The sequence below is a fragment of the Agrobacterium vitis genome (assembly GCF_037039395.1).
GTDB classification, from domain to species: Bacteria; Pseudomonadota; Alphaproteobacteria; order Rhizobiales; family Rhizobiaceae; genus Allorhizobium; species Allorhizobium vitis_E.
On sequence record NZ_CP146242.1, the window covers coordinates 2,729,843 to 2,751,477 of the forward strand.

General features: G+C 57.8%; 22 protein-coding genes and 1 pseudogene. 8 read left to right on the forward strand and 15 right to left on the reverse strand.

Features of this window, described 5'->3' with window-relative positions:
- Window positions 1-106 precede the first annotated feature (106 nt).
- Window positions 107-1,375, reverse strand: coding sequence for an MFS transporter (locus V6582_RS15170; RefSeq protein ID WP_337739181.1), 1,269 nt, complete (start codon window positions 1,373-1,375; stop codon window positions 107-109).
- 215 nt (window positions 1,376-1,590) lie between these two features.
- On the opposite strand from V6582_RS15170, the gene V6582_RS15175 reads away from it, so the two are divergent.
- The gene (locus tag V6582_RS15175; RefSeq protein WP_156630762.1) at window positions 1,591-2,865 is read left to right on the forward strand and encodes an arsenic transporter; all 1,275 of its coding nucleotides are present in this window, start codon (window positions 1,591-1,593) and stop codon (window positions 2,863-2,865) included.
- 57 nt (window positions 2,866-2,922) lie between these two features.
- On the opposite strand, the gene V6582_RS15180 is transcribed toward V6582_RS15175, so the two are convergent.
- From V6582_RS15180 to V6582_RS15195, 4 genes are all read right to left on the reverse strand, one after another.
- Window positions 2,923-3,504, reverse strand: a complete 582-nt coding sequence (locus V6582_RS15180; protein ID WP_156630763.1) for an Imm42 family immunity protein — start codon at window positions 3,502-3,504, stop codon at window positions 2,923-2,925.
- 116 nt (window positions 3,505-3,620) lie between these two features.
- Window positions 3,621-4,523: an RNA polymerase sigma factor RpoH gene (gene rpoH / locus V6582_RS15185; RefSeq protein ID WP_156630764.1), complete on the reverse strand. Its 903-nt coding sequence runs from the start codon at window positions 4,521-4,523 to the stop codon at window positions 3,621-3,623.
- 142 nt (window positions 4,524-4,665) lie between these two features.
- The gene (locus V6582_RS15190) at window positions 4,666-5,898 is read right to left on the reverse strand and encodes an NAD(P)/FAD-dependent oxidoreductase (protein ID WP_156630765.1); all 1,233 of its coding nucleotides are present in this window, start codon (window positions 5,896-5,898) and stop codon (window positions 4,666-4,668) included.
- 124 nt (window positions 5,899-6,022) lie between these two features.
- On the reverse strand, window positions 6,023-7,051 hold the full coding sequence (locus V6582_RS15195) for an RluA family pseudouridine synthase (protein ID WP_156630766.1): 1,029 nt from the start codon (window positions 7,049-7,051) through the stop codon (window positions 6,023-6,025).
- An 80-nt stretch (window positions 7,052-7,131) separates the two neighbouring features.
- Between V6582_RS15195 and V6582_RS15200 the strand changes: the two genes are divergently transcribed.
- The gene (locus tag V6582_RS15200) at window positions 7,132-7,512 is read left to right on the forward strand and encodes a hypothetical protein (protein WP_156630767.1); all 381 of its coding nucleotides are present in this window, start codon (window positions 7,132-7,134) and stop codon (window positions 7,510-7,512) included.
- A gap of 12 nt (window positions 7,513-7,524) precedes the next feature.
- On the forward strand, window positions 7,525-8,364 hold the full coding sequence (locus V6582_RS15205) for a TrmH family RNA methyltransferase (RefSeq protein WP_156630768.1): 840 nt from the start codon (window positions 7,525-7,527) through the stop codon (window positions 8,362-8,364).
- Between the two features lie 453 nt (window positions 8,365-8,817).
- Here the strand turns inward: V6582_RS15205 and V6582_RS15210 are convergent, their stop codons facing one another.
- The 3 genes from V6582_RS15210 to V6582_RS15220 all read right to left on the reverse strand — a co-directional run bounded on the left by V6582_RS15210 (window position 8,818) and on the right by V6582_RS15220 (window position 10,625).
- A complete protein-coding gene (locus V6582_RS15210) occupies window positions 8,818-9,126 on the reverse strand; it encodes a hypothetical protein (RefSeq protein ID WP_156630769.1) in 309 nt (102 codons plus the stop codon).
- Window positions 9,123-9,845, reverse strand: a complete 723-nt coding sequence (locus V6582_RS15215) for a hypothetical protein (protein ID WP_156630770.1) — start codon at window positions 9,843-9,845, stop codon at window positions 9,123-9,125. Before V6582_RS15215 ends, V6582_RS15210 begins: the two co-directional genes overlap by 4 nt.
- A 192-nt stretch (window positions 9,846-10,037) precedes the next feature.
- Window positions 10,038-10,625, reverse strand: coding sequence for a DUF1134 domain-containing protein (locus V6582_RS15220; RefSeq protein ID WP_070149767.1), 588 nt, complete (start codon window positions 10,623-10,625; stop codon window positions 10,038-10,040).
- A gap of 179 nt (window positions 10,626-10,804) precedes the next feature.
- Here V6582_RS15220 and chpT point away from each other — a divergent pair, with 179 nt between their 5' ends.
- On the forward strand, window positions 10,805-11,455 hold the full coding sequence (chpT, locus tag V6582_RS15225; protein ID WP_156630771.1) for a histidine phosphotransferase ChpT: 651 nt from the start codon (window positions 10,805-10,807) through the stop codon (window positions 11,453-11,455).
- A gap of 285 nt (window positions 11,456-11,740) precedes the next feature.
- Window positions 11,741-12,100 (forward strand): response regulator, encoded by a 360-nt coding sequence (locus V6582_RS15230; protein WP_070166975.1) that lies wholly within the window; start codon window positions 11,741-11,743, stop codon window positions 12,098-12,100.
- Between the two features lie 256 nt (window positions 12,101-12,356).
- On the opposite strand, the gene ctrA is transcribed toward V6582_RS15230, so the two are convergent.
- Window positions 12,357-13,058 (reverse strand): response regulator transcription factor CtrA, encoded by a 702-nt coding sequence (gene ctrA / locus V6582_RS15235; protein WP_015916946.1) that lies wholly within the window; start codon window positions 13,056-13,058, stop codon window positions 12,357-12,359.
- 445 nt (window positions 13,059-13,503) lie between these two features.
- Here ctrA and V6582_RS15240 point away from each other — a divergent pair, with 445 nt between their 5' ends.
- Window positions 13,504-13,854 carry a hypothetical protein gene (locus V6582_RS15240; RefSeq protein ID WP_015916945.1) on the forward strand — a complete coding sequence of 117 codons (351 nt, stop codon included), beginning with the start codon at window positions 13,504-13,506 and terminating at the stop codon, window positions 13,852-13,854.
- A 724-nt stretch (window positions 13,855-14,578) separates the two neighbouring features.
- Here the strand turns inward: V6582_RS15240 and V6582_RS15245 are convergent.
- The 6 genes and pseudogenes from V6582_RS15245 to V6582_RS15270 all read right to left on the reverse strand — a co-directional run bounded on the left by V6582_RS15245 (window position 14,579) and on the right by V6582_RS15270 (window position 20,604).
- Window positions 14,579-14,854 carry a DUF1153 domain-containing protein gene (locus tag V6582_RS15245; RefSeq protein WP_015916944.1) on the reverse strand — a complete coding sequence of 92 codons (276 nt, stop codon included), beginning with the start codon at window positions 14,852-14,854 and terminating at the stop codon, window positions 14,579-14,581.
- A gap of 552 nt (window positions 14,855-15,406) precedes the next feature.
- Window positions 15,407-16,087, reverse strand: a complete 681-nt coding sequence (locus tag V6582_RS15250) for a sugar transferase (RefSeq protein WP_156630772.1) — start codon at window positions 16,085-16,087, stop codon at window positions 15,407-15,409.
- Between the two features lie 288 nt (window positions 16,088-16,375).
- Complete coding sequence (locus V6582_RS15255; protein ID WP_197434293.1) at window positions 16,376-17,413, reverse strand: DUF2793 domain-containing protein; 1,038 nt, start codon at window positions 17,411-17,413, stop codon at window positions 16,376-16,378.
- 227 nt (window positions 17,414-17,640) lie between these two features.
- Window positions 17,641-18,423, reverse strand: coding sequence for a 3'(2'),5'-bisphosphate nucleotidase CysQ (cysQ, locus tag V6582_RS15260; RefSeq protein ID WP_337739182.1), 783 nt, complete (start codon window positions 18,421-18,423; stop codon window positions 17,641-17,643).
- 73 nt (window positions 18,424-18,496) lie between these two features.
- Window positions 18,497-19,084, reverse strand: a pseudogene (gene cysC / locus V6582_RS15265) (adenylyl-sulfate kinase); the annotation flags it as partial.
- Window positions 19,085-19,437: 353 nt separating this feature from the next.
- Window positions 19,438-20,604 carry a multidrug effflux MFS transporter gene (locus tag V6582_RS15270; protein ID WP_234889598.1) on the reverse strand — a complete coding sequence of 389 codons (1,167 nt, stop codon included), beginning with the start codon at window positions 20,602-20,604 and terminating at the stop codon, window positions 19,438-19,440.
- Here V6582_RS15270 and V6582_RS15275 point away from each other — a divergent pair.
- Together V6582_RS15275 and V6582_RS15280 are read left to right on the forward strand one after the other, a co-directional pair.
- Window positions 20,498-20,953, forward strand: coding sequence for a hypothetical protein (locus V6582_RS15275; RefSeq protein WP_234889607.1), 456 nt, complete (start codon window positions 20,498-20,500; stop codon window positions 20,951-20,953). The two genes, V6582_RS15270 and V6582_RS15275, sit on opposite strands and share 107 nt — an antisense overlap.
- Window positions 20,954-20,961: 8 nt before the next feature.
- On the forward strand, window positions 20,962-21,588 hold the full coding sequence (locus V6582_RS15280; RefSeq protein WP_060718152.1) for a TetR/AcrR family transcriptional regulator: 627 nt from the start codon (window positions 20,962-20,964) through the stop codon (window positions 21,586-21,588).
- Window positions 21,589-21,635: the final 47 nt, after the last annotated feature.

Here is a 21,635-nt window from a genome sequence, read left to right on the forward strand (position 1 = left end):
CCCGAAAAGGCAAACGTCAACAAAACTCACGCAAGTCTGTCTGGTTCAACCTGAACCTGACAGACTCGCCTGAAACACTGGAGGTTTCGGTCGAAATTCTCTGTCTCTACGCCCCAATAGCGTGCCGCCTATGGGCTGGCAGTTCCGGTGCCACCTGTTTGTGATTGACGATGAACAGCAGTAGCGCCAGGGCAGCGATGCCGCCATGGACGAAATAGGCGAGCGAATAGCCGCCCTTTTCAGTCAGCCAGCCTGCAACGACATTGCTGGATGAGGCGCCGATGCCCTGGACGGTCATGACGGCGGCGAGGCCAACGTTAAAACGGCCAGAGCCGGACAGAATACGTTCCGCGGCAATCGGCGTAGCGATGCCGATCAGCCCCGCCCCGATGCCATCGAGGATCTGCACCGGATAGATCGCGCCGAAGCTGGAAAAGCTACCGGCGATCATGCCCCGGATCGGCAGGGCCATCAAAGCGATAAAGAACACCGACCGCAGTCCAAACCTTGCAATCATCCACGGTGCGGCGCAGGCGACGACAATCATCGCCAGTTGCGAGACACCTGTGGTGATGGCGGTGGTCTTGAAGGGACTGTCGAGCTGGATGGAAAAGTTCTGGGCGATCAACCTGCTGATCGGCGCATTGCCAAAGTGAAAGATCATCAGGATCAGGGCGAGTACGATCAGCCCGCGACTATGCACCAGCATGGAATAGCCCGAGGGCTGGGCCGCCGCGTGACCCTCATCCTCAGCCGATCTGCCCTTATCACTTAGCCCACGGGCGACATCCTGGTCGATTTCCTGGGGCCGGATTGTCAGGACTGCTGCAATGGTGGCAAGGGCGGAGGCGATCATCAGCCAGACAACGCCGTTCTGGCCGAAATAGCTGGTGAGGACGAAAATGCAGACCAGTGAGAATACATTGCCGGTATGATTCCATACTTCATTGCGGGAGACCTGGTTGGAAAAGGCTCTTTCGCCGACCAGTCCCAACGTCATCCCCATCAGGGCCGGGCCGATCACCGCGCCCACCAGGGCCGTTGCCGATTGTCCGCCGAACACCGCCAGATTGTCGGGGCTCGCCAGTGTCCACAATGCGGCGGCTGTCACGAGTGTGACCGGCAGGATAATCAGCGTTCGCTTATAGGGGCTTGCATCGACAACCGCGCCAAACAGTGGCGTGACCACCATGCCGAGCACGCCGCCCATCGTGGCGATGATACCCAGGGTCATCGGCGACCATCCATGGGTTGCCAGGAAGCCATCGAGGAAGGGGCCTAGCCCGTCGCGGGCATCGGCAAGGAAGAAGTTGAGGAAGGCAAGGGCAATGAGCGAGCGGCGGCTCGCGGAGACAATCTTGGACTGTGCGATCACGGGAGCGCTTTCGGAAAGGTTGAAAAATCAGGAGTTTAGCATGAATAGGCAGAAGCAGGCGCCTCGTTAATTTGCCAAATGCAAAATTGTTCCATGCCGCTTGCTCTTTGCGTATCCTGGACTAAATGGGTGATCTGATCTGACGCCGGTTCTCGGCGTCTGCCTGCCAGTCCTTTCCTTGGCCCTCGTTCCGGCCACGTCTTTTCGGATGTTTCATGACCGCGACTTACCTGACCTGGGCTGTTTGCGCCCTTTCCGTTCTGGGCGTTATCAGCCGGCCCTTTGGCTGGCCGGAGGCGATCTGGGCCGTGCTTGGCGCCATCGTGCTGCTGGGACTGGGCGCGATTGGCTTGGGGGTGATCGGCATCAATGATGCCTGGGCAGGCGTTGCCAAGGGCTATGATGTCTATCTGTTCCTGATCGGCATGATGCTTCTGTCGGAACTGGCGCGGCGCGAAGGTCTGTTCGACTGGTTGGCTGCGCTGGCAACGAAAAGGGCCAAGGGCTCGCCGCTCAGGCTGTTCGTGCTGCTGTATGGCGTCGGCGTCTTGGTCACCGCCTTTCTCTCCAACGACGCGACGGCGGTGGTGCTGACGCCTGCGGTCTATGCGGCAACCAAGGCGGCCAAGCTCAAGAACCCGATGCCCTATCTGCTGATCTGCGCCTTCATCGCCAATGCGGCGAGTTTTGTGCTGCCGATTTCCAATCCGGCCAATCTGGTGATTTTCGGCGGCGGGGAAATGCCGCCGCTCTCCACCTGGCTTGCCACATTCGCGCTGCCCTCGCTGGTGGCCATCGTGGTGACCTTCGCCATGCTCTATTGGAGCCAGAGACGCGCCATCCACGCCGAGGTGATGGATCGGCAGGTTGAGACGCCGCATCTCTCCCACAGCGCCAAGCTGGCCGGATGGGGACTGATCCTGACCGCCGTCGTGCTGATGGCGGCGTCTGCGCTGGGGTTGGACCTTGGCCTGCCGACCTTTATTGCCGGTGTGCTGACCACCGTGCTGGTACTGGCCCTGAGCGGGCAGGGACCGGTTGAGACGCTGAAGGGCATGTCCTGGAGCGTGCTGCCGCTGGTAGCGGGCCTGTTCGTGCTGGTCGAGGCGCTGGACAAGACAGGGCTGACCGTGCTGCTGGCCCGTTATTTGTCAGAGGCAGCCGCAGCGGATGCCAAGGCAGCGGCCATGGGGGCAGGGCTGCTGGTCGGCTTCCTCTCCAACCTCGTCAACAATCTTCCTGCCGGACTGGTGGCAGGCGCCACGGTGCAGAGCGCTCATGTGGGGGGCGCCGTTTCCGGTGCGGTACTGATCGGGGTCGACCTTGGCCCCAACCTGTCGGTGACCGGCTCACTTGCCACCATTCTCTGGCTATCGGCGCTCAGGCGCGAAGGCCTGCATATGGGCGCGCTGGAATTTTTGAAAATCGGCACTGTCGTGATGATCCCGGCGCTGGTTCTCTCGCTGCTGGCGCTGGTGGTGGTGACGTGATCGTTAGAGATTTTCTCAAAATAAAGTTCTGCTGAGTTTGAAATGCTGTCGTCAATGTCAATCCATCGAAAGGCTTTTGGCTTTCATCCGAGATGATCGGTCCACTGTGAATAGTGTCTTCCAATCTGAAACAATGGTGTAGAAAAGATCGGCGTCCATCCATTCTTCTCTGATTGTACTGGATAAATCGGCGGGCGATTCTGTATTCGAGAAGGCAATGATGCGCACACGGCTTCCTACGTCGAACTGCAAGATATGGCTTCCGTCATCAAAAGCCTCATCTCCATCCGGAGCCCATATTGAACCACTCGATTGTAAGGTATTGGCGAACTGTTGCTGTGAAAGCCCGAAGTAATCCGTTCGCGGACTATCACGATAAAGAGCATCAAGGTACGCGACTGCCACGTCGGCGGCCTTAACATCGGTCAGCATATCAAAAAGATGCGTTCCGCGCCGTTTCAACCTATGTTCTACCTGGTTGAAAGAGCATCCAAGCAGGGATGCGTCAGGCTTCCTCACCCCGAACATTTGTTCACCAACGTGAATGACAAAGAAACCCAGTGCCAATTGAGAAGGGTTTTCCAATGCATTGGTAATATCGCTTTCGATTCCGAAAACGCGGCAATCGCCTACAATCATCCATTAACCTCGTTGTCTCGGCCCCCACCACGAACCGATCAAACCTGTGCAACGCGATTTTGACAACCGCGCCTAAGGGCAGGCCATAAGGCTTTTTGTTTTAATTGGCGCTGGCGTCAGGACTCCACCACCCGCAACGCCTTGGCCTGTTCCAGTGCATCCTTCTGGACGGCATCCTGAACTTTTTCAAAGGCGCGCACTTCGATCTGGCGCACACGCTCGCGGCTGATGTCGAACTCCGATGACAGTTCTTCCAGCGTCACCGGCTCCTCGGACAGACGGCGTGCGGCGAAGATGCGGCGTTCGCGGTCGTTCAGCACGCCCATGGCGCGCGACAGCATGTTGCGCCGGGTTTCCAGCTCATCCTGCTCGATCAGCGTGTCTTCCTGGCTGTCATGGTCGTCCACCAGCCAATCCTGCCACTGGCCGGATTCGCCTTCGCTGGCGCGGATCGGCGCGTTCAGCGAGGCATCGCCCGACAGGCGGCGGTTCATGGAAATCACTTCCTCCTCGCTGACCTTCAGCTTGGTGGCGATTTCCGTGACCTGGTCCGGCTTCAGGTCGCCTTCCTCGATGGCCTGGATCTTGCCCTTCAGGCGGCGCAGGTTGAAGAACAGTCGCTTCTGGTTGGCGGTCGTGCCCATCTTCACCAGCGACCAGGAGCGCAGGATATATTCCTGGATCGAGGCCTTGATCCACCACATCGCATAGGTGGCAAGCCGGAAGCCGCGTTCGGGATCGAATTTCTTGACGGCCTGCATCAGGCCGACATTGCCCTCAGAGACCACTTCGCCAATCGGCAGGCCATAGCCGCGATAGCCCATGGCAATCTTTGCCACGAGGCGCAAATGGCTGGTGACGAGCCGGTGTGCGGCATCGCGGTCGCCATGCTCTGCATAGCGCTTGGCCAGCATGTATTCTTCCTGGGGTTCCAGCATCGGGAACTTGCGGATCTCATCCAGGTATCGGTTCAGACCGCCTTCACCGGCGGTAATCGAAGGCAAGCTATTGCGGGCCATAAAGCACCCCCTTTATCCATGAGCTTCCCAATGCCAAACGGGCAAGCTCCATCATGCGGATTTCCTCATCCCGCACGAAATCCTATGTCACATAAGTGTGGCATGGTCGGGATTCAAGCACACCACGCCGGTCACGATTGATTTACGAGCGGAATCGGAACAAATCTTCATCGGCGTCCTTGCGCCCGGCAATCCGGGCCGAAACAATCTCCGACGCGATGGTCGAAAACGTGATGCCATTGCCGCCAAATCCCATCACAACATGCACATGGTCGGTGCCGGGAACACGGTCGATGATCGGCAGCCCATCCCGTGTCGTGCCGAACGGTGCCGACCAGCCATAGGCGATGCGGTCCATCTCAATCCCGGCCAGAGCCTTCAGCTTTTGCCGGATCGTTTCGAATTTGCGCAACGCCTTGACCGGGTCCTGATGGGCCAGCGGATCGTCCTCATCTTCGCCACCAGCGATAATCCGGCCATCGGGAGTGGAGCGAAAATAAAGGTAGGGCTCGGATGCCTCCCAGACCAGATGGTCGTCCAGCCAGTCCGGCCTTTGGGTGTGCGGCTCGGAAGCGATCGCCCAAGTGGAAATCACCTGATGCAGGGGGCTTTCCATCATCTTCAGATATTCATAGCCCGTGCAGGCGATAAGGTCCGCCGCACAGAGCAATGTACCGTCAGCTGTTGCCACCATCACCCCGTCGCGGGTTTCCCGGATGGCGGTAATCGCCAGCGGGGAGACGATTTCGACGCCGCCTTGCTGGGCGGCCTTCAGCAGGCCAGCCGTCATCTGAGCCGGATTGGCGCTGGCGGAGCAGGGGGAGAGGATCGCTCCCGTGCGCTCAATGCCGAATCTCTCCTTCACCTGCGCCCCGGTCAGATACTCGGCGTCCAATTGCGCTTCGCGGCGCAGCTCCGCTTCAGCGGCCAAAGCGCGGTGCCCCATTTCGTCGCCCGCCAGGAAAAGGCTGGTGCGCTGCTGGAACTGGCAAGCAATACCAAGCTTGCCGACGCGCTCCCCCAGGCTGTCGACCGAGGCTGCCGAGCGCCTCCAGGCGCGCATGGCCTTCTTGGCTCCGATATGCTTCGACAATTGCGACAGCGGAATGTCGATTTCGTGCTGGATCATCGCGGTGCTGGCCAGCGTGCTGCCCCGGACCGGCTCACGCCGGTCGACCAGCAGAATATGGCGGCCATCCGCTGCCAGTGCTTGCGCCATCAAGGCACCGCTGATTCCGGCGCCGATGATGATGACATCATAGTCCTGGCGCTCGGGTATGGGCTGGCTGTCGACACTGATATTGGGCGTCGCCGCCCAGAAGGATTTGCCATCGTGCAGATCGCGCGATTTTCCCAGTGCCTGCTTGGTATCCATAATCGTCCTTTGCCCGTTCACGCCTGCCTGGATGCTCAGATGTCCAAACGCCCGGATGTCCGAACACAAGAGATCGCTTCGCGGTTCTGCTGGACGTGCGCTAACGTTTAACGGGCCAAAGGGTTCACGCGATATCGCGCAGCGCCTCGATAATTGTTTCCATGTCGTCGGGGATAGGCGCTTCGAAATGCATGACTTCGCCAGTGGTCGGGTGTTCGAACGCCAAGAGATAGGCATGGAGCGCCTGACGGTGGAAATTATTGACGATGGCCTTTGCCGCCTCCGGCAGCAGGTTGGCCTTGGTCTTGAAGGCGGCGCCATATTCGGGATCACCGATCAGCGGATGGCCGATATGGGCCATATGCACCCGGATCTGGTGGGTGCGTCCGGTTTCCAGCCTGCATTCCACCAGCGAGGCGAGGCAGGTTGCATCCGGCTTTTCACCATAACGCTCCATCACCTCGTAATGAGTGATGGCTTCGCGGGCGTCATCGGTATCCTCGCGCTTCACGGTGCGCTTGGTACGGTCGCCAGCCCGGCCAAGAGCGGCGTCAATCGTGCCGCGCAGCCCCCGCGGACGCCCCCAGACGAGCGCCTGATAGGCCCGTTCCAGCGGACCGCTGCGGCCATGGTCGGCAAACTGGTCGGCTAGATGCCGGTGGGCGATGTCGTTCTTGGCAACGACCATGACGCCGGAAGTTTCCTTGTCCAGCCGGTGGACGATGCCGGGACGCTTCACCCCGCCAATGCCGGAGAGGCTATCGCCGCAATGGTGGATCAGCGCATTGACCAGCGTTCCGGTCCAGTTGCCAGCACCGGGATGCACGACCAGACCGGCGGGCTTTGACAGCACGATCAGGTCCTTGTCCTCATAAAGCACGGTCAGCGGAATATCCTCACCCTTGGGTTCGGGGTCTTCCGGCTCCGGCATGGCGATCATCACCTGGTCGCCGGGCTTCATCTTGCGCTTCGGCTCGGTGACGGCGGTGCCGTTGATAAACACGGCGCCTTGCTCGATCAGGGCTTTTACCCGGTTGCGCGACAGGTCGCCGCCCAGGCTGGCCGCCAGCCAGGCATCCAGACGGCCTTCGGCGTCCTCACCGGCAATCAGCTCTTTCCTTGGCTCGCCTGCTTGTTTAAAGGGGTCTGTCATAGCGCATCCTGTCTTTCAGCCCTTGCGGCCGAGGCCCAATGGGCGGCAGAGCAGCTCCATCAGGGAAAGGTTTAAGTTTCATGAGCCAAGTCGAGACCGACGAACAGAAAGACAAGCCGCTCGATCCGGTGCTCGAAAAAGTTCGCCGCAAGATGGTGCGTTTGCAACTCGTCTCGGCGGCCATCATGTTTGTCAGCCTTATGGCCGTGTTGACCGCCGTTGTCTACAAGGTCAAACACGCACCAGCGCCGGAAAAGACCCAGGCCGGAGGCCTCACCATCCCCTCCGACCAGCCGATGGCGCTGGCCGCCCGCCTGCCTGCCGGTTTCAAAGTGAGTTCCACAGCGCTGTCAGGCACGCAGATCCTGTTTTACGGCACAACAGCCGAAGGCCAGTCCAAGGCCTATGTGTTTGACCTGTCGGTAGGCCGGATGATCGCGGACGTCGCGATCACGCAATAGGCCATCAAAAGCATGGTCCAGTTCGTCACCATTACCGATCCGCAGGACCCGCGCATCGCTGCCTTCTGCAATATCCGCGAGCGCGACCTGACGGGGCGCGAGGGCCGGTTTATTGCCGAGGGTACGGTGGTGCTGCGCATGTTGCTGGCGGCGCATCTGGCCGGGCGTGGTATTCGCGCCGAAGCGCTGCTGCTGTTGGAAAACCGGGTGGCGGGTCTCCAGCCGCTTCTCGACCAGTGGCCGGATGAGCTGCCGGTCTATGTGGCAAGCGCTGCCGTGCTGGATGCCATTGCCGGTTTCCACCTGCATCGCGGCGTGCTGGCGCTGGGCAGCCGGCTGACCGCGCCCGATGCTACGCAACTGATTGCTGGCTTGCCGCAAAACGCCCTGGTTCTGGTTGGCTGCGGCATTTCCAATCATGACAATATCGGTTCTATGTTTCGCAATTCCACCGGCTTCTGTGCCGATGCGGTGCTGCTTGATGAGACCAGTTGCGACCCGCTGTATCGCAAGGCGCTGCGGGTCTCGGTCGGCTCGGTGCTGACCATGCCCTATGCGCGCGAACACAGTGCCATTGCGCTGTTGTCGGCACTGGATACGGCTGGCTTTTTGGTGGCGGCGCTGACGCCTTCCGGGGCCACGGAGATCGGTGATATCGCCACCGGGCTTGGCAACCGGCAAAGGCTGGCGCTAGTGGTAGGCACAGAAGGCGAGGGACTGCCCGCCGACGTGCTTGCCCGGTTCATGACCGTGCGGATCGCCCAATCACCGCAACTCGACAGCCTCAACCTCGGCACCGCCAGCGGCATCGCGCTACACAGCGCGGCGCGGGCGCTGGGTAAATTAGGGTAGGGGATTTTGTCGCAATAGTTGGTCTACAGCGCCGTGCGTTTTATAAAACGCGACAGTACACGACGCAAATGTCTCTCGGCTTTGCCGCCCCCTCATCCCCCTGCCGGGACCTTCTCCCCGATGGGGAGAAGAGACCTGCAGCACCCTGTTGCGCCTTATATGCGCGGCAAAAGCCGATAAACTCTTTTGTCAGCAGCCTCAGGATGAGGCTCCGTGCTGTCGTGTTGACCTCTTCTCCCCAGCGGGGAGAAGTCCCCGGCAGGGGGATGAGGGGGGCGAAGCCAATTCATCAAGGTGCGTCGTGTACTGAAACAAAACGCACAAAGGATGCTGCAACACTTTAAATCGACTGCATAATTCCTTAAATCGAGTCTGATTTCAGGACTTATGCAGTAGGGGCATGGCGATGGCACCTCATCCGGCTGCGCCCTCCTGTTCTACGAGGCAATGGGCTCAATCGTTTAGAATGTCCGGCGCCAGTGCTCTTATCCGGTCCAGCAGCGGTTGCGGTGCATCGGCGCTGGGGGCAGGCTTTGCCAGCAGCGCCGGGATCGGCGATGCTTCGCCTTCCTTGCGGGCAGTGAACACGATCATCCCGGCGGCGATTTCGGCGATTTCGGCGCGCAGAGACGCGTCTTCCTCGACACCATCGCCAGCAAGCAGCCGGGAATTGAGCGCTTCGCTGCGCTGGCGCATGTCGTCTGCAAGCGTTTGAAGTGCCTCGGGCGTGGGGTGCTGCATGTCCGGCGGGCTTTCGTTCATTTGGCGACCTGTTGCACAGGGGTTTCGGTCTTTTGCAGGCGTTCCAGCCGCTCTTCCAATCGCAGCACCTTGTCTTCCTCCTGGAGGAGCCGTTGCTCTGCCTTCTGGGCGCGGCTGGCGGCGGCCTTGGCCTCGTCGCGCAGTGTCTCGCGTTCGGTGCGCAGATCCTGGAGGCGCAGTTGCAGGTCTTCTGTCTGGTGTTTGTGGCTGGCGGTTTCCCGATTGCGGGCGGCCAGCTCCGCCTCCAGGCGGGTCAGCTTGACGGTCAGCGCCTCGATGTCGAGATCGCGGCTGGCGACCATCGCTTCATGGCGCTGTAGCGTGGCTTTCAGCTGTTCCATCTGCCCCTGGTTCTGGCGAAGTTCGACGCGCAATGCCCCTGCCTCATTGCTCATGGCGTGGATCTGTTCCTTCAGAGCATCTTCGGCTCCGAGCGCGCGGATCGCTTCCGCCTGGGCCTGATCGGCGGCGGCCTTGACGGCGACGAAATACTCCCGCTCGCGGCGAAGGTCGTGGGACAGTTTCGCATTTTCGGCGGCATAAACGGCGCGGACCATGTCCTTCTGGGCACGGACTTCCTCCGGGCCAAGAGGGGCGGTGGCCCGCAGACGCCGTTCGGTATAGGCAACGATACGCCCATGGATGGCAGGGCTGATCAACGCCGCCAGAAGGGCTGCTGCGGCAAATCCCAATGCAAAGAGCAGGGCGTATTCGATCACGGCGGTGCCATATCCGTTAGAGCGGTTCCCAAAGTGTCAGATGACGGTCCAGATGCGCATTATCTAAATCAAAACCCTGCATCATTCCATCGTAACCTGTTCATGTTCGACAATAGCAGGGCAAAGACGGAGGTGGAGGGCGATGATCCGGCCTAGGCTCGACCAGACTGAAATCTACCAAGCCGGTGCCGATCAGAAGGGGTTCCAGGTGGAGGATTGCGTCAGCTTCAGATAGCCGACATTGACGCCAAGCCTCGCGCCGACGCCGGTGCGGATCGGGACCAGAACCATATTGTTGTTTTTCAGTGCCGTCATGCCGACGCCAGCCACCACATAGGCCGAGCCGCTGACGCCGCCATAGCGGCTGTAGAGGCTGCCGACGGCGGGCAGGTTATAGACCAGCATCATCGTGCGGCTGCCATTGCCACCGTAGTCGATGCCGAGCGACGGCCCCTGCCAGAAGACGGGGTGCTGACCAGCATTCTTGGTATAGAGCGTGCCTTCGCCATAGGTGAGGCCGGCAATAAACGCGCCGGAGCCTTCCTGGCCGAGAATGTAGCCATTGGGTAGGCCATATTGCCCGAACGCCTTCTCGATCACCTTGGCCAGCGCGCCGCTGGTCGAGCCGAAGAAGGAGTGGCCCGCATCGACCACTTCCTGCATGGTATATTGATCGCCTTGCGCCATTGCAGTCGCGGGCTGCGAAACAAGACTTGCCGCAACCACGCCAGCCGTTACAATCCAGGTCCTGAACAGGTCCCGAATGATGGAAAAGCGCATCGCTTCCTCCTCGGATATGAATAGAATCGGCTCTGATGAGACCGGACTTCCATCTTGATGACTTCGTATTAACAATGGGTTTACCAAATATGGTGTCATTATGGCGTCGACATCATGCGGCTTGATGGGGCAGCTATGCCTCTCAGCCGATAACAGACTTTGCCGTCGAGGAGAATTCGATGCTCAAGAACGTAAACCTAACGCTGGCCGGACCCGATCTGGCAGCCCTGCTGTGCAGCCGTGTCTGCCATGATGTCATTTCGCCGGTTGGCGCCATCAATAACGGGCTGGAATTGCTGGATGAAGGCGGGGCGGATGCCGATGCCATGGACCTGATTCGCACCAGCGCGCTGAACGCTTCGGTTCGTTTGAAATTCGCCCGGCTGGCATTTGGGGCCTCAGGCTCGGTCGGTGCGTCGATCGATACCGGCGAGGCCGAGAAAGCCGTCAAGGATTTCGCCGCCGCTGAAAAGAAAACCGAAATTACCTGGAACGGCCCGCGCGCCATTATCGCCAAGAACCGGGTCAAACTGCTGATGAACCTGATGCTGGTGGCCTACGGCGCCATTCCGCGGGGCGGCTCGCTGGACGTGACGCTGGAAAATCCGGAATATGACGCAAAATTTACCATCGTCGCCAAGGGCCGCATGCTGCGGGTGCCGCCGAAATTCGCCGAAATCTGCAATGGCCAGTTGGAAGAAGCCGTCGATGCCCATTCTATCCAGCCCTATTACACCGTGCTGCTGGCCGACGAATCATCGATGGAGCTGAAATACAGCATCGGCGAAGGCGAAATTACCTTCACCGCCGAATCAGTTGCTGCTGGCTGATCACGCATAACGATGCTCGACGGCGCCCGTTGTCTCAGGCTTCCGGCGCCGTTTTCCGTTTCCATCCGATGCAGGTAATGTTTCCTTAGTCTTCTGGATTTACCTTTGATGTAGCGCAGATATCTCAAATCCATTGAGGGTTTGAAATATGGGCCAAGTCAGACCGCGGGCTGCGGCGACAATGGGTAAAGACGCGGTGCACGGGGCGCGCCGCTTGTTCTTTTGGAAAATTGCTTAATCTTTTTGATGTTTAAGCAAGTCCAGGGGCATCGAAAGGGCATCGGCATGAAGAACCTGATCATTGCTGACTCGTCAGATATCGTTCGCAAGGTTGGCCGTAAAATTCTGTCCGAACTGGGTTTTGGAGTGACGGAAGCATCCACGGCGCGTGAGGCGATGCTGGCGTGCGAAGCACAATTACCGCATGTGATCATCGTTGATTCGGGCCTGGACGGCGCGCTTGGATTGATTACCAATATCCGGGCCATGCCGGAGGGAAAAACGGTGCGGATCTTCTATTGCGTCATCGAAGCCGACCTCAAGCACATGATGCAAGGCAAACGGGCTGGCGCCAGCGACTTCCTGCTGAAGCCCTTTGACCGGAAAACACTGACCGAGGTGTTCAGCGACCGCGAAGCCGCCTGATCCCGAATCATTCCAGACATGGCGGATTTATCCGAAAACCGGTTGTTAATTTTCGGCCCGACGCTCTAAAAGCCCCGATGCTCTAAAAGCATGGTCTGTCCCCATTATGCGGGTCACAGCAATCCATTTTCTTCAACGCAAAAAAGTCCCGGCAATGCTGGGACTTTTTTGAGATCACACGATCTCGCGCGGGAGTGGCACTGGTGGGGATTTACGGCGAGGCGTTACGAATAACGCCCCGTTGTACAAACCGGTGTCAGGCCGTTTCCATATATTCGGCACTGTCAGGTTCGCGCAGCACATAGCCACGGCCCCAGACGGTTTCGATATAGTTTGCACCACCAGCGGCATTGGCCAGCTTCTTGCGAAGCTTGCAGATGAACACGTCGATGATTTTCAGTTCCGGCTCGTCCATGCCACCATAGAGATGGTTAAGGAACATTTCCTTGGTCAGCGTGGTACCCTTGCGGAGCGAAAGCAGCTCCAGCATCTGGTATTCCTTGCCGGTCAGGTGAACGCGCTGGCCACCAACTTCGACGGTTTTGGCGTCGAGATTGACGATCAGTTCGCCGGTGATGATGATCGACTGGGCATGGCCCTTGGAACGACGAACGATCGCATGGATGCGGGCAACAAGCTCGTCCTTGTGGAACGGCTTTGTCATGTAATCGTCAGCGCCGAAGCCGAGACCGCGAACCTTGTCCTCGATGCCGGCCATGCCGGACAGGATGAGGATCGGTGTCTTGACCTTGGACAGGCGAAGCGTTCTCAAGACCTCGTAACCCGACATGTCGGGAAGATTGAGGTCCAGCAGGATGATGTCGTAGTCGTATAGTTTCCCGAGGTCGACGCCTTCCTCACCGAGATCGGTGGTGTAGACGTTAAAACTTTCGGACTTGAGCATCAGTTCGATGCTCTGCGCTGTGGCGCTGTCGTCTTCGATGAGTAGAACCCGCATAATTATCCCCTTTACCGCCGCCGAAAGGTCTGAATGGCCCACTACGCGATACGGATCCAGTCGTTGCCTGATTTGAAGGCTGCCACCAAATGGTTAACAAATTCTGATTCACTCTGGCAAGGTGTAACGAATTTATTAAGCATAATGCCTAGCCTCCTGATTCATATGTTATTTTCTCATCGCCACAGATGAATCGAAAAGGGAAGAAAACCCCTTAAGCGATTCAATTGACTCATCATTGTCATTGTCCTGCATTTTGGACCCGGGCATTTACCGACCTTTAAAAGATCTCCCTTATCATTAACGATGCCCGTAAACGAAAGGTTACCAAAGGTAGTTTTTTGTTAACGCCGTGAGATTTTTTCGCGGTGATTCGTTTAAATGTCAGCGGGCGATGTCAAAACAGAGTGACGGCGGGATGTCTCGCATCACGGGAGTATTGCGTATGAAGTCGCGTGACAGCCTAGTTCGCCTGAAGGCATTTCAGGTTACCGAGAAGCGTCGGCAGCTGCAACAATTGCAGTTAATGATGTCTGAATTTGAACGTATGGCCAAGGAACTGGAGAATCAGATTTCTCTGGAAGAAAAAAAGGCGGGCATCACTGATGCATCGCATTTCGCCTATCCGACTTTTGCAAAGGCCGCCCGCCAGCGTGCCGACAACCTGCAGGATTCGATTCGCGAGCTGAAGGTTCAGCAAGATGCCGCGGAACTGTCATTGGAACTGGCCGAGGCCGAACATGCCAAGGCCGCCGCGTTGGAAGAGCGCGACAGCCAGCAGCGGGCTCGCGCTTAACGGCGAAGATCCTGATCGTAGATGACAAAGGCAGGCAGGGAATGGGACCTGCTGGATGATGGTTTCATTGCCTGGCCGTTCACATGGAATGGAACGGCCATTTCATCCACGACTATATGATATTTATTTTATCAGATAATTGCCGGATCAAGGATGCCCTCGGCGGCATCATGGAAAAACCCTAGCGCGTCGGCTGCGATCATCAGCGTTTTTGCACCGGAGTTCCCCAAACGGGTCCACGGATCGGTCTCATGTCCGGACCGATCAGCTATGAAACCGACATCTGTGAGAGGTGAGGGGGCAGCAGCTTCCCCTTGGAAACCATTCACATCCCAACGTCCTGGGGTGACTGGGTTAACCGAAGGCTGAAAAAAGCTTAAGGGAGTTTGCCTGGGGCAAATTCGGCGGGAGCCGAATTCGAAAAATCAAATCTTTCAGACAATCGACAGGACGTCGTATCGGTCAGGTGCCTGGCTTTGTCACGGAGGCATAACGCTTCCGATTGCAGAGGCGCCTTGCCGGGATATACGCTCTAGCCCCGCTGGCCTTATTCAATACGATATTTAAAATCGGTATTGTCGTGCTTTTGCAAATATCTCAAATACCCTGAGGCATCTGAGATATTTGCAATTCCCTCCAGGCGGCATCTGGCGAGGCGAGGTGTGGTCGACCTCTTCGAGCCTTCGTATTCAGGCCCGGCCCCAATCCCAGGCCCCGTCTGGCGTTAATGACGGTATTGCTGGATGCGGGTCGTTCTCAAACCCTGCAAACCATGGTCATTGATGGAGGCCTGCCATGACAGGAATTCCTCCACGGTCAGCGTGTAGCGTTCACACGCTTCTTCAAGGCTCAACAGGCCACCGCGCACGGCAGCCACAACCTCTGCCTTGCGGCGGATGACCCAGCGACGGGTGTTTGCTGGCGGCAGGTCGGCAATTGTCAACGGACTGCCGTCAGGGCCGATAACATATTTAACTCGCGGGCGTATCGTTTCGGTCATTGGACTCTCTAATACAAACTCAAGACCACAGACCAGAAATCTAACGCCGCACCTTTAAAAATTACCTAAGCACCGGGTAACAATTTGATAAGAATTTTAGGGACTTGGCCAAGGCTGCTGATGTCACGTAGAAACGGCGTTTTCGGATGAAGACGAGCCACTGACGGGCCACTCGCAAGTTCGAAATCAACAATTTTATGTATATATATCGTCTATCACAAAATTTATTGCCGTTAAGCTGTCTATCCTAATTGGTTTTTACTCAAGAAAATTTGCGTGAAGTTAGATCCCCGTGAAATCCCAGGGTTTGAATTTAATAATTCGTGATCACTCGGAGGTTCTGACTTGACAGGTTTTGGCTTTTGGCTGAGCGCAGTGCGAATCAATGGCACCAAGAGAGCGCTTTGACGGACTTGGCCGCTGGGCGGGGCACCGTGACCTTGCGTTTTTTCGAGACAAATTTGTCGAATGTGGAAAGAATTTGCATTCACTCTCACCGCTGGAAGAGTTTTTACCGGATAATTCCGGCCAGATCAGGTGAGATCCTTCTCTTTAAAAGCCTTTGCCGCAGGTCAGTTCGGAGTGGATGGTGCCGAGAATGATCTTGATATCGAGCCAGAACGAAAAATTATCCACATAAAACAAGTCGGCGGCGATCCGGGCGCGCGCTTTGGCGGCGGAACCGGTCGGTCCACGCAGGCCGCGCATCTGGGCAAGTCCGGTGAGACCCGGCTTAACCTGATGACGGTGATGATAGTCGGCGACCAGATCCTCATAGGGCATGCCGGCGGCCAACATGCCGATCGCGTGGCAGCGTGGCCCGACCAGCGACATGTCACCCATCAACACGTTCAGTAATTGCGGAAGCTCGTCGATATTGGTGCGCCGCAGGACCGCACCGACGACGGTAATACGGGGATCGTTTTCGGTGGTTTGCCGTACGCCGCTATCGTCACATTCTGCGGCATACATGGTGCGGAATTTATAGATGCGGATTTTTTGCTGGTTGCGGCCCCAGCGCATCTGCCGAAACAGCACCGGGCCGGGGGAGGTGAGCTTGATCAGCGCGGCGACCGACAGCAGAAACGGCAGCAAGATCGTCAATGCGCTGATCGAGATCAGGATGTCGAGGCTTCGTTTAGCAATCAGATGAACCCGATTTCTTGAAAACCGCGTCCGTCGTCGGTTGATGCGACGTGCCTGAAGGCCTTGCTGTGCATGCGGTACACCCATTCCAGCCTCGTCCCTCCTGGAACAGCCGATCCGGTTTTGCCGGTGTCAACTGTTCCAGATTCTTGGTTGCGTGCGGTTGCAGGCAGAGTGTGTTTCCTCCGCTTTGGCACCGCCATTTGTTCCCGACTAAAGTTCTTGTGGCTTATGTAGTCCCAAATAGGGCGCTCGTCATGAACAAACTTAACGAATGGTTAACCTTCTGAAGTAAATGTTTCTTCTTGGGTCTATTTTCTCAAATCGGAACATTGTTGCCATTTTGCTACGCCGGTTGGACGACGATAGTGCGCTTTATATTAGAAATATCGAAAATTTAGCCCCCGCACCGGTGCTGGCAAATGTGGCCGTGCCATTATGCAACAGGCTGATTTCGGCTCCGGCGTCCAGCATGATCAGGGCTGTCGCGTGGGTCTCTGTAGCGGCTGCCGTGGTGCCCAAGGTGATCTTTGCAAGGCTCGTCTGGGCGCTATCGACCACGGTCGCAGTATAGTTGACGGTCGCGGCGGTGGAGAGACTGAGCGTGATCAGGTACAGCCCGGCGACCGGCACCTTCAGGCTTTGGCCATTGCCGCTTGCCGTGGCGGTGGCAAGCAGCACATTGCCCTGACTGATGACCAGCCCGTTAAAGCCGGTGACCATGCCGCCGGAAACCGCAAGGGATGGGCTGGTCAGTTCGGCCCGGGCGGCTGGTTTTGCCGGCTGGGTGACCGTGCCATCGCCGCTAATCAGCAGGGCAGTGGTCCAGCTGCCACTGTCATTGCAAACTTTGATGCTGAACTGGTCTGAGCCGGCCAGCCCCATTTCGGCGCGGCCTTGCCAGTTGGATTGGTAAAGAAGCGTCGCCGTATTGCTCTCGCCCGCCTTGTTGAGTTTGAGCCTGTTGTCGCCACCGGCATGATTGAGAAGTACGGCATCGCTTGACACGGCAAGTCGGTTGGTCTCATCGGCCGTGGCATTGATACCAAGCCTGGAAAAGGAGGCCGTGTCGGGCAGGGCCAGATCCTTCCAGGCCGTGCCGTCATAGGTCTGCAATCGGCCCGTCGCACGGACATAAGCGCGCCAGCCAGCGGCGGGCGCCAGGAAAGCCCAGCTATCATCCTGCCAGGCGGCGATATGCGCTTCCTTGCCAGCCCAGGCATCCGTCGCGGTGGCGGCAACCCAGTAACAGGCGCCGGCGGCAGGGGAGGCAGGAGGCGTGGTAAAAGTGCCCTCAATCACAAGCTGCGTTACCGCATCCAGAACCAGCAGCGCCTCGTTATGGGTGACGTGCTTCTGGGCTTGGGAGGGCAGGATATAAGGCAAATCGAGGCGTGGGCTATTGTCTGCCATGGTCTTCTCCATCGATATGGAGCGATCTCCGGTTGGCACGCAAGACCTGGCCGGAGATCGCATCCTGTCAAAATCCGGAGCGTGGCCGAGCCGAGATAATCGGCAGGCCAGGCTCCAGCGCTCGTGCCATTATCGGCGCGTGCGTTTGACCGTGGATAAGACCGGCAGGAGAGATCTGATTTTTCAGGCAATTCCCGGTTTCGTGTTCACGCGGGAAGGCAGAAGGCTCATGCCTGTCTGCTGCCCCAGGCGATGAAGGAGGGATTGGCGAAGTCGCTATCGTTGGGCTGATCCCGTTTGCCGTAGAGCAGCGGTGCGCCGTCCGGCCCAACCGTTATGCCGCCAGCTGCCCGAAGCACGGCGTCGCCTGCTGCTGTATCCCATTCCATCGTTCGGCCGAACCGTGGATAGACATCGGCCGCGCCTTCCGCCACCAGGCAGAATTTCAGCGAGGAACCGACGGAACGGGTATCGGTTATGGCGTGGTTTGTCAGGAACTCTTCGGTTTCCGGGCCGCTATGCGCGCGGCTGGCCACTGCAATGATCTTGGCTGAAGGCGAGCGGACCGTGATGGGCTGGCGCGAAACCGGTTGGAAATTGGCATCGATCTCGATCTTGAGGGCGCCGTTACGGTCGCCAATATAGGCTTGGCCGCGCGCCGGAGCATAGACGATACCCATGACAGGAACACCTGCCTCGATCAGCGCGATATTGACCGTGAAATCGGAGCTTTTGCGAATGAATTCCTTGGTGCCGTCAAGCGGATCGACCAGAATGAAAGGCTGGCCCCTGGTCTGTGGAATATTGCCAGCGGCAACCGCCTCCTCGGCCACCACGGGAATAGTGGGAAACTGGGCAGCCAGGGCGCTAAGAATGATCGCTTCCGCCCGCTCATCGGCCTCGGTCACCGGCGAGGAATCGCTTTTGGTGCGTACCGTCGGGCCATTGTGGAACACGTCCATAATATCGCGCCCAGCGGCTATTGCCGCCTTTTCAAACAAATCAATCACGTCATGTTCCTCAAAAAACGCAGGCTACACGATACGTGTTCAATTTTTCTACTCTATTTGTCCATATCTTCTATCAGGCAGGCGCGATTTCCTTGAGATAACGAATCACCTGACTGGCCATTTCCGTTGGGCTGGCTTGCGTGGTCTTTAAATGAATATCCGGATTTTGTGGCGCCTCGTAACTGGAACTGACCCCGGTAAATTGCTTGATCTCTCCCATCAGCGCTCGGCGATAAAGGCCCTTCGGGTCGCGCCGCATGCATTCCTGCAAGGGAGTATCGATGAAGACTTCGATAAATTCGCCGTCTGCCATCAGGTCGCGGGCCATGTCGCGGTCGGCCTGAAAGGGGGAGATGAAAGAAACGATCACGATCAGGCCTGCATCCGCCATCAGCTTGGCGACTTCAGCCACCCGGCGGATATTTTCCACCCGGTCGGTATCGGAAAAACCCAGATCGCGGTTCAGTCCGTGGCGGACATTGTCGCCGTCGAGAATATAGGTGTGGTGTCCCTGGCCGTGCAGTTCACTTTCCAGGGCGTTGGCGACAGTGGATTTCCCCGACCCGGACAGGCCGGTGAGCCAGATTACCCGTGGAATCTGCTGCTTGATCGCGGCGCGCGCCTCGCGGTGCACCTGTAGCTGTTGCACGACGATATTTTGGTATGATGGCGCAATCGTCTTCGTGTCATGCGGCGTTACCATTGTATCCCCTCGAAACGTCGGTCTTGGATATGCGTCGCATCCTTATAGTTGCAGATGCTTCTGCCGCGCATCCAAAGGAAATGCGCCGGTGCGCCCGGCCTTTGTAGCCGCCCGATCGGTTCATGGAAATCCCAAATTGTCGTCTTTCAAAACTTTTGGGTTTTGACAGGGAACAGTTGTCTAAGTTCTCCGTATTTGCCAGGAACAGTCGGCGTCGTTTTTCCTGAAAGAAGGAAGGATGTTTCAAAACCATGGTCGAGGCGATTGCCTTTGCCGGTTACGATGTACCGGCAAAGGTATCGGGTAGGCGGTCAGGCCTGGCCAGTGACCGGTGCCGACTCTCGGTCCTCGAAAAATACCTGGGTGACAAGGACAGCCAGGATGCCGCAACCGGCCATGACGCAGACCAGAGGCAGGGCGGTGCCGTTTTCCAGCAGTCCGAGGACAAAGCTGGACAGGGCGCCTGCGCCGAAGGAAAGGCCTCCCGCCAGGGCGGCAGCGGTTCCGGCAATAGCCCCATGGGCTTCCATTGCCAGCACGTTGCAACCCGGCATGATGCCGCCGATGGACATGACGAGAATAAACATCAGGATGCAGGTAACCGTCAGGCTACCGGTGCCAGTCAGTTGAGTGGCGACCAGTATCAGGGCGATGGCCGTATAGAGCAGCACGGAGCCGCGTACTGCGGCCTTTACGCCGAACCGTGCGGCAAACCGGTTGCAGATCTGCGTGCCGATGCCAAGGCCGATGGCGTTGGTGCTGAAGATAATCGAGTAACTGATGGCCGTAAGCCCATAGACCGTCATCAGCATGAACGACGACCCGGCGATATAGGCGAAGAATCCGCCCTGGACGAGCGCCATGGTGCCGGCATAGGGGATGAAATTGCGGCTGATCAGCAAGCCGCCATAGGTAATGAGGGCGCGGCTGGGTTTGCTGGAAGCGCGGTCGGCCGGCAACCGGGTTTCGGGAAGCCAGAGCGCGACGACCAGCAAGCACAGCGCCGCATAGCAGCCGAGCAATACGAAAATCATCTGCCAATTGGCTATTTTCAGAATGAGACTGCCGGCAAACGGGGCGAGGATCGGGGCGACGCCGATGACCAGCATCACCATGGACATCAGCTTTGTGGCTGCCGGGCCGGTATGCGTGTCGCGGATGATGGCTGTTCCGATGACCATGCCGATCGAGCCGCCCACGCCCTGTATGAAGCGCCATACCAGCAATTGCTCGCCGGTCGATGCGGTCAGACAGCCAAAGGAGGACAGGCAGAAGATAGCCAGTGCCACATAAATTATCGGCTTGCGGCCGGTCCTGTCGGAAATCGGTCCGTAAAACATTTGCCCGATGGTGAAACCGGAAAAAAACGTCATGACGGACAGCTGGATCGTCGCGGCTGTGGTCGATAAGCTCGTAGCCATCAGCGGCATGGCGCCCAGATACATGTCCGTTGCAAGCGGCCCGATGGCGCAGATCATGCCGATCGAAATGGCTAGAACGAGGGTTTTTCGGTCCATTTTCTTATTCCTGAATCTGACCATGCCCGCCATACATCTTTGCCGTGCTGCACATGAAGCACCATGCGTTTCCCTTGACGCATGTGCGCTGCTGCGTGATTTCTACCCTGAACCGGATGCGGTTCAGAAAATCATGCAGCAGCTCGCCGTTGGTTCGTTGTTTGCGCAGTCGTCTAGATGTTTGAATGCCGCAGAATTGATCTTTTACCATTTCGGTTGGATAAATTATGCGTTAAGCATGGAAACGTTGTCGTTTCCTCCCGACGATCAGGAAACGCTTTCGTTTCCGTTTGTCAAGTCGAAAGTGTGAGAAGACCGATGTCCGAACAGCAGCGAGTGGTCATGCGTCTGCCGGTCATGCCGGATGAGGAACGGCGTGAGCGTATTCTCAAGGCTGCCGAAGTGGTGTTTGACGCTATGGGCTTTGGCGATGCGACGATGGAGGAGGTGGCACGTCTGGCTGGCATGGCGAAGAAGACCGTCTACCGGTTTTTTCCTGATAAGCGCTGCTTGTTTACCGCGTTGATCCAGTCTCATGATCAGTTGCAGATCGAAATCGGTGGACAGCGCGGGCAGACGGCGGACCCGCGTGAGAGGGTGCGGCTGGCGCTGGAGGCTTTGGCTCGGTTCGTCTTGTCGCCCCGCCAGATTCTGGTGACTAGGCTTATCATCGCCGAAGCGGGCAAGCATCCTGATCTGACCCGGCAGTTTTACGAGGATTGTGTCGAGAATTTTCGTGCCTTTCTGGCGCAGGAGCTGGATTTTCACGTCGCGGTCAGCCCATCCGAGGGGGTAGATCGCCGCGATATTGCCGACATCTTTGTCGGGGCGGTTCTGGGACCGTTGCAGACGAAGGTTCTGATGTTCGGCAAGCAGGGGGAAGATCTGGACAGCGAAATCCGCATGCGTGTGGACCTGGCGCTGCGGCTGCTGATGCCTTCGTAAAAAACCACGAAACCGTCCAGTTTTTTTTCATTCGGCAAGTTGGTCTG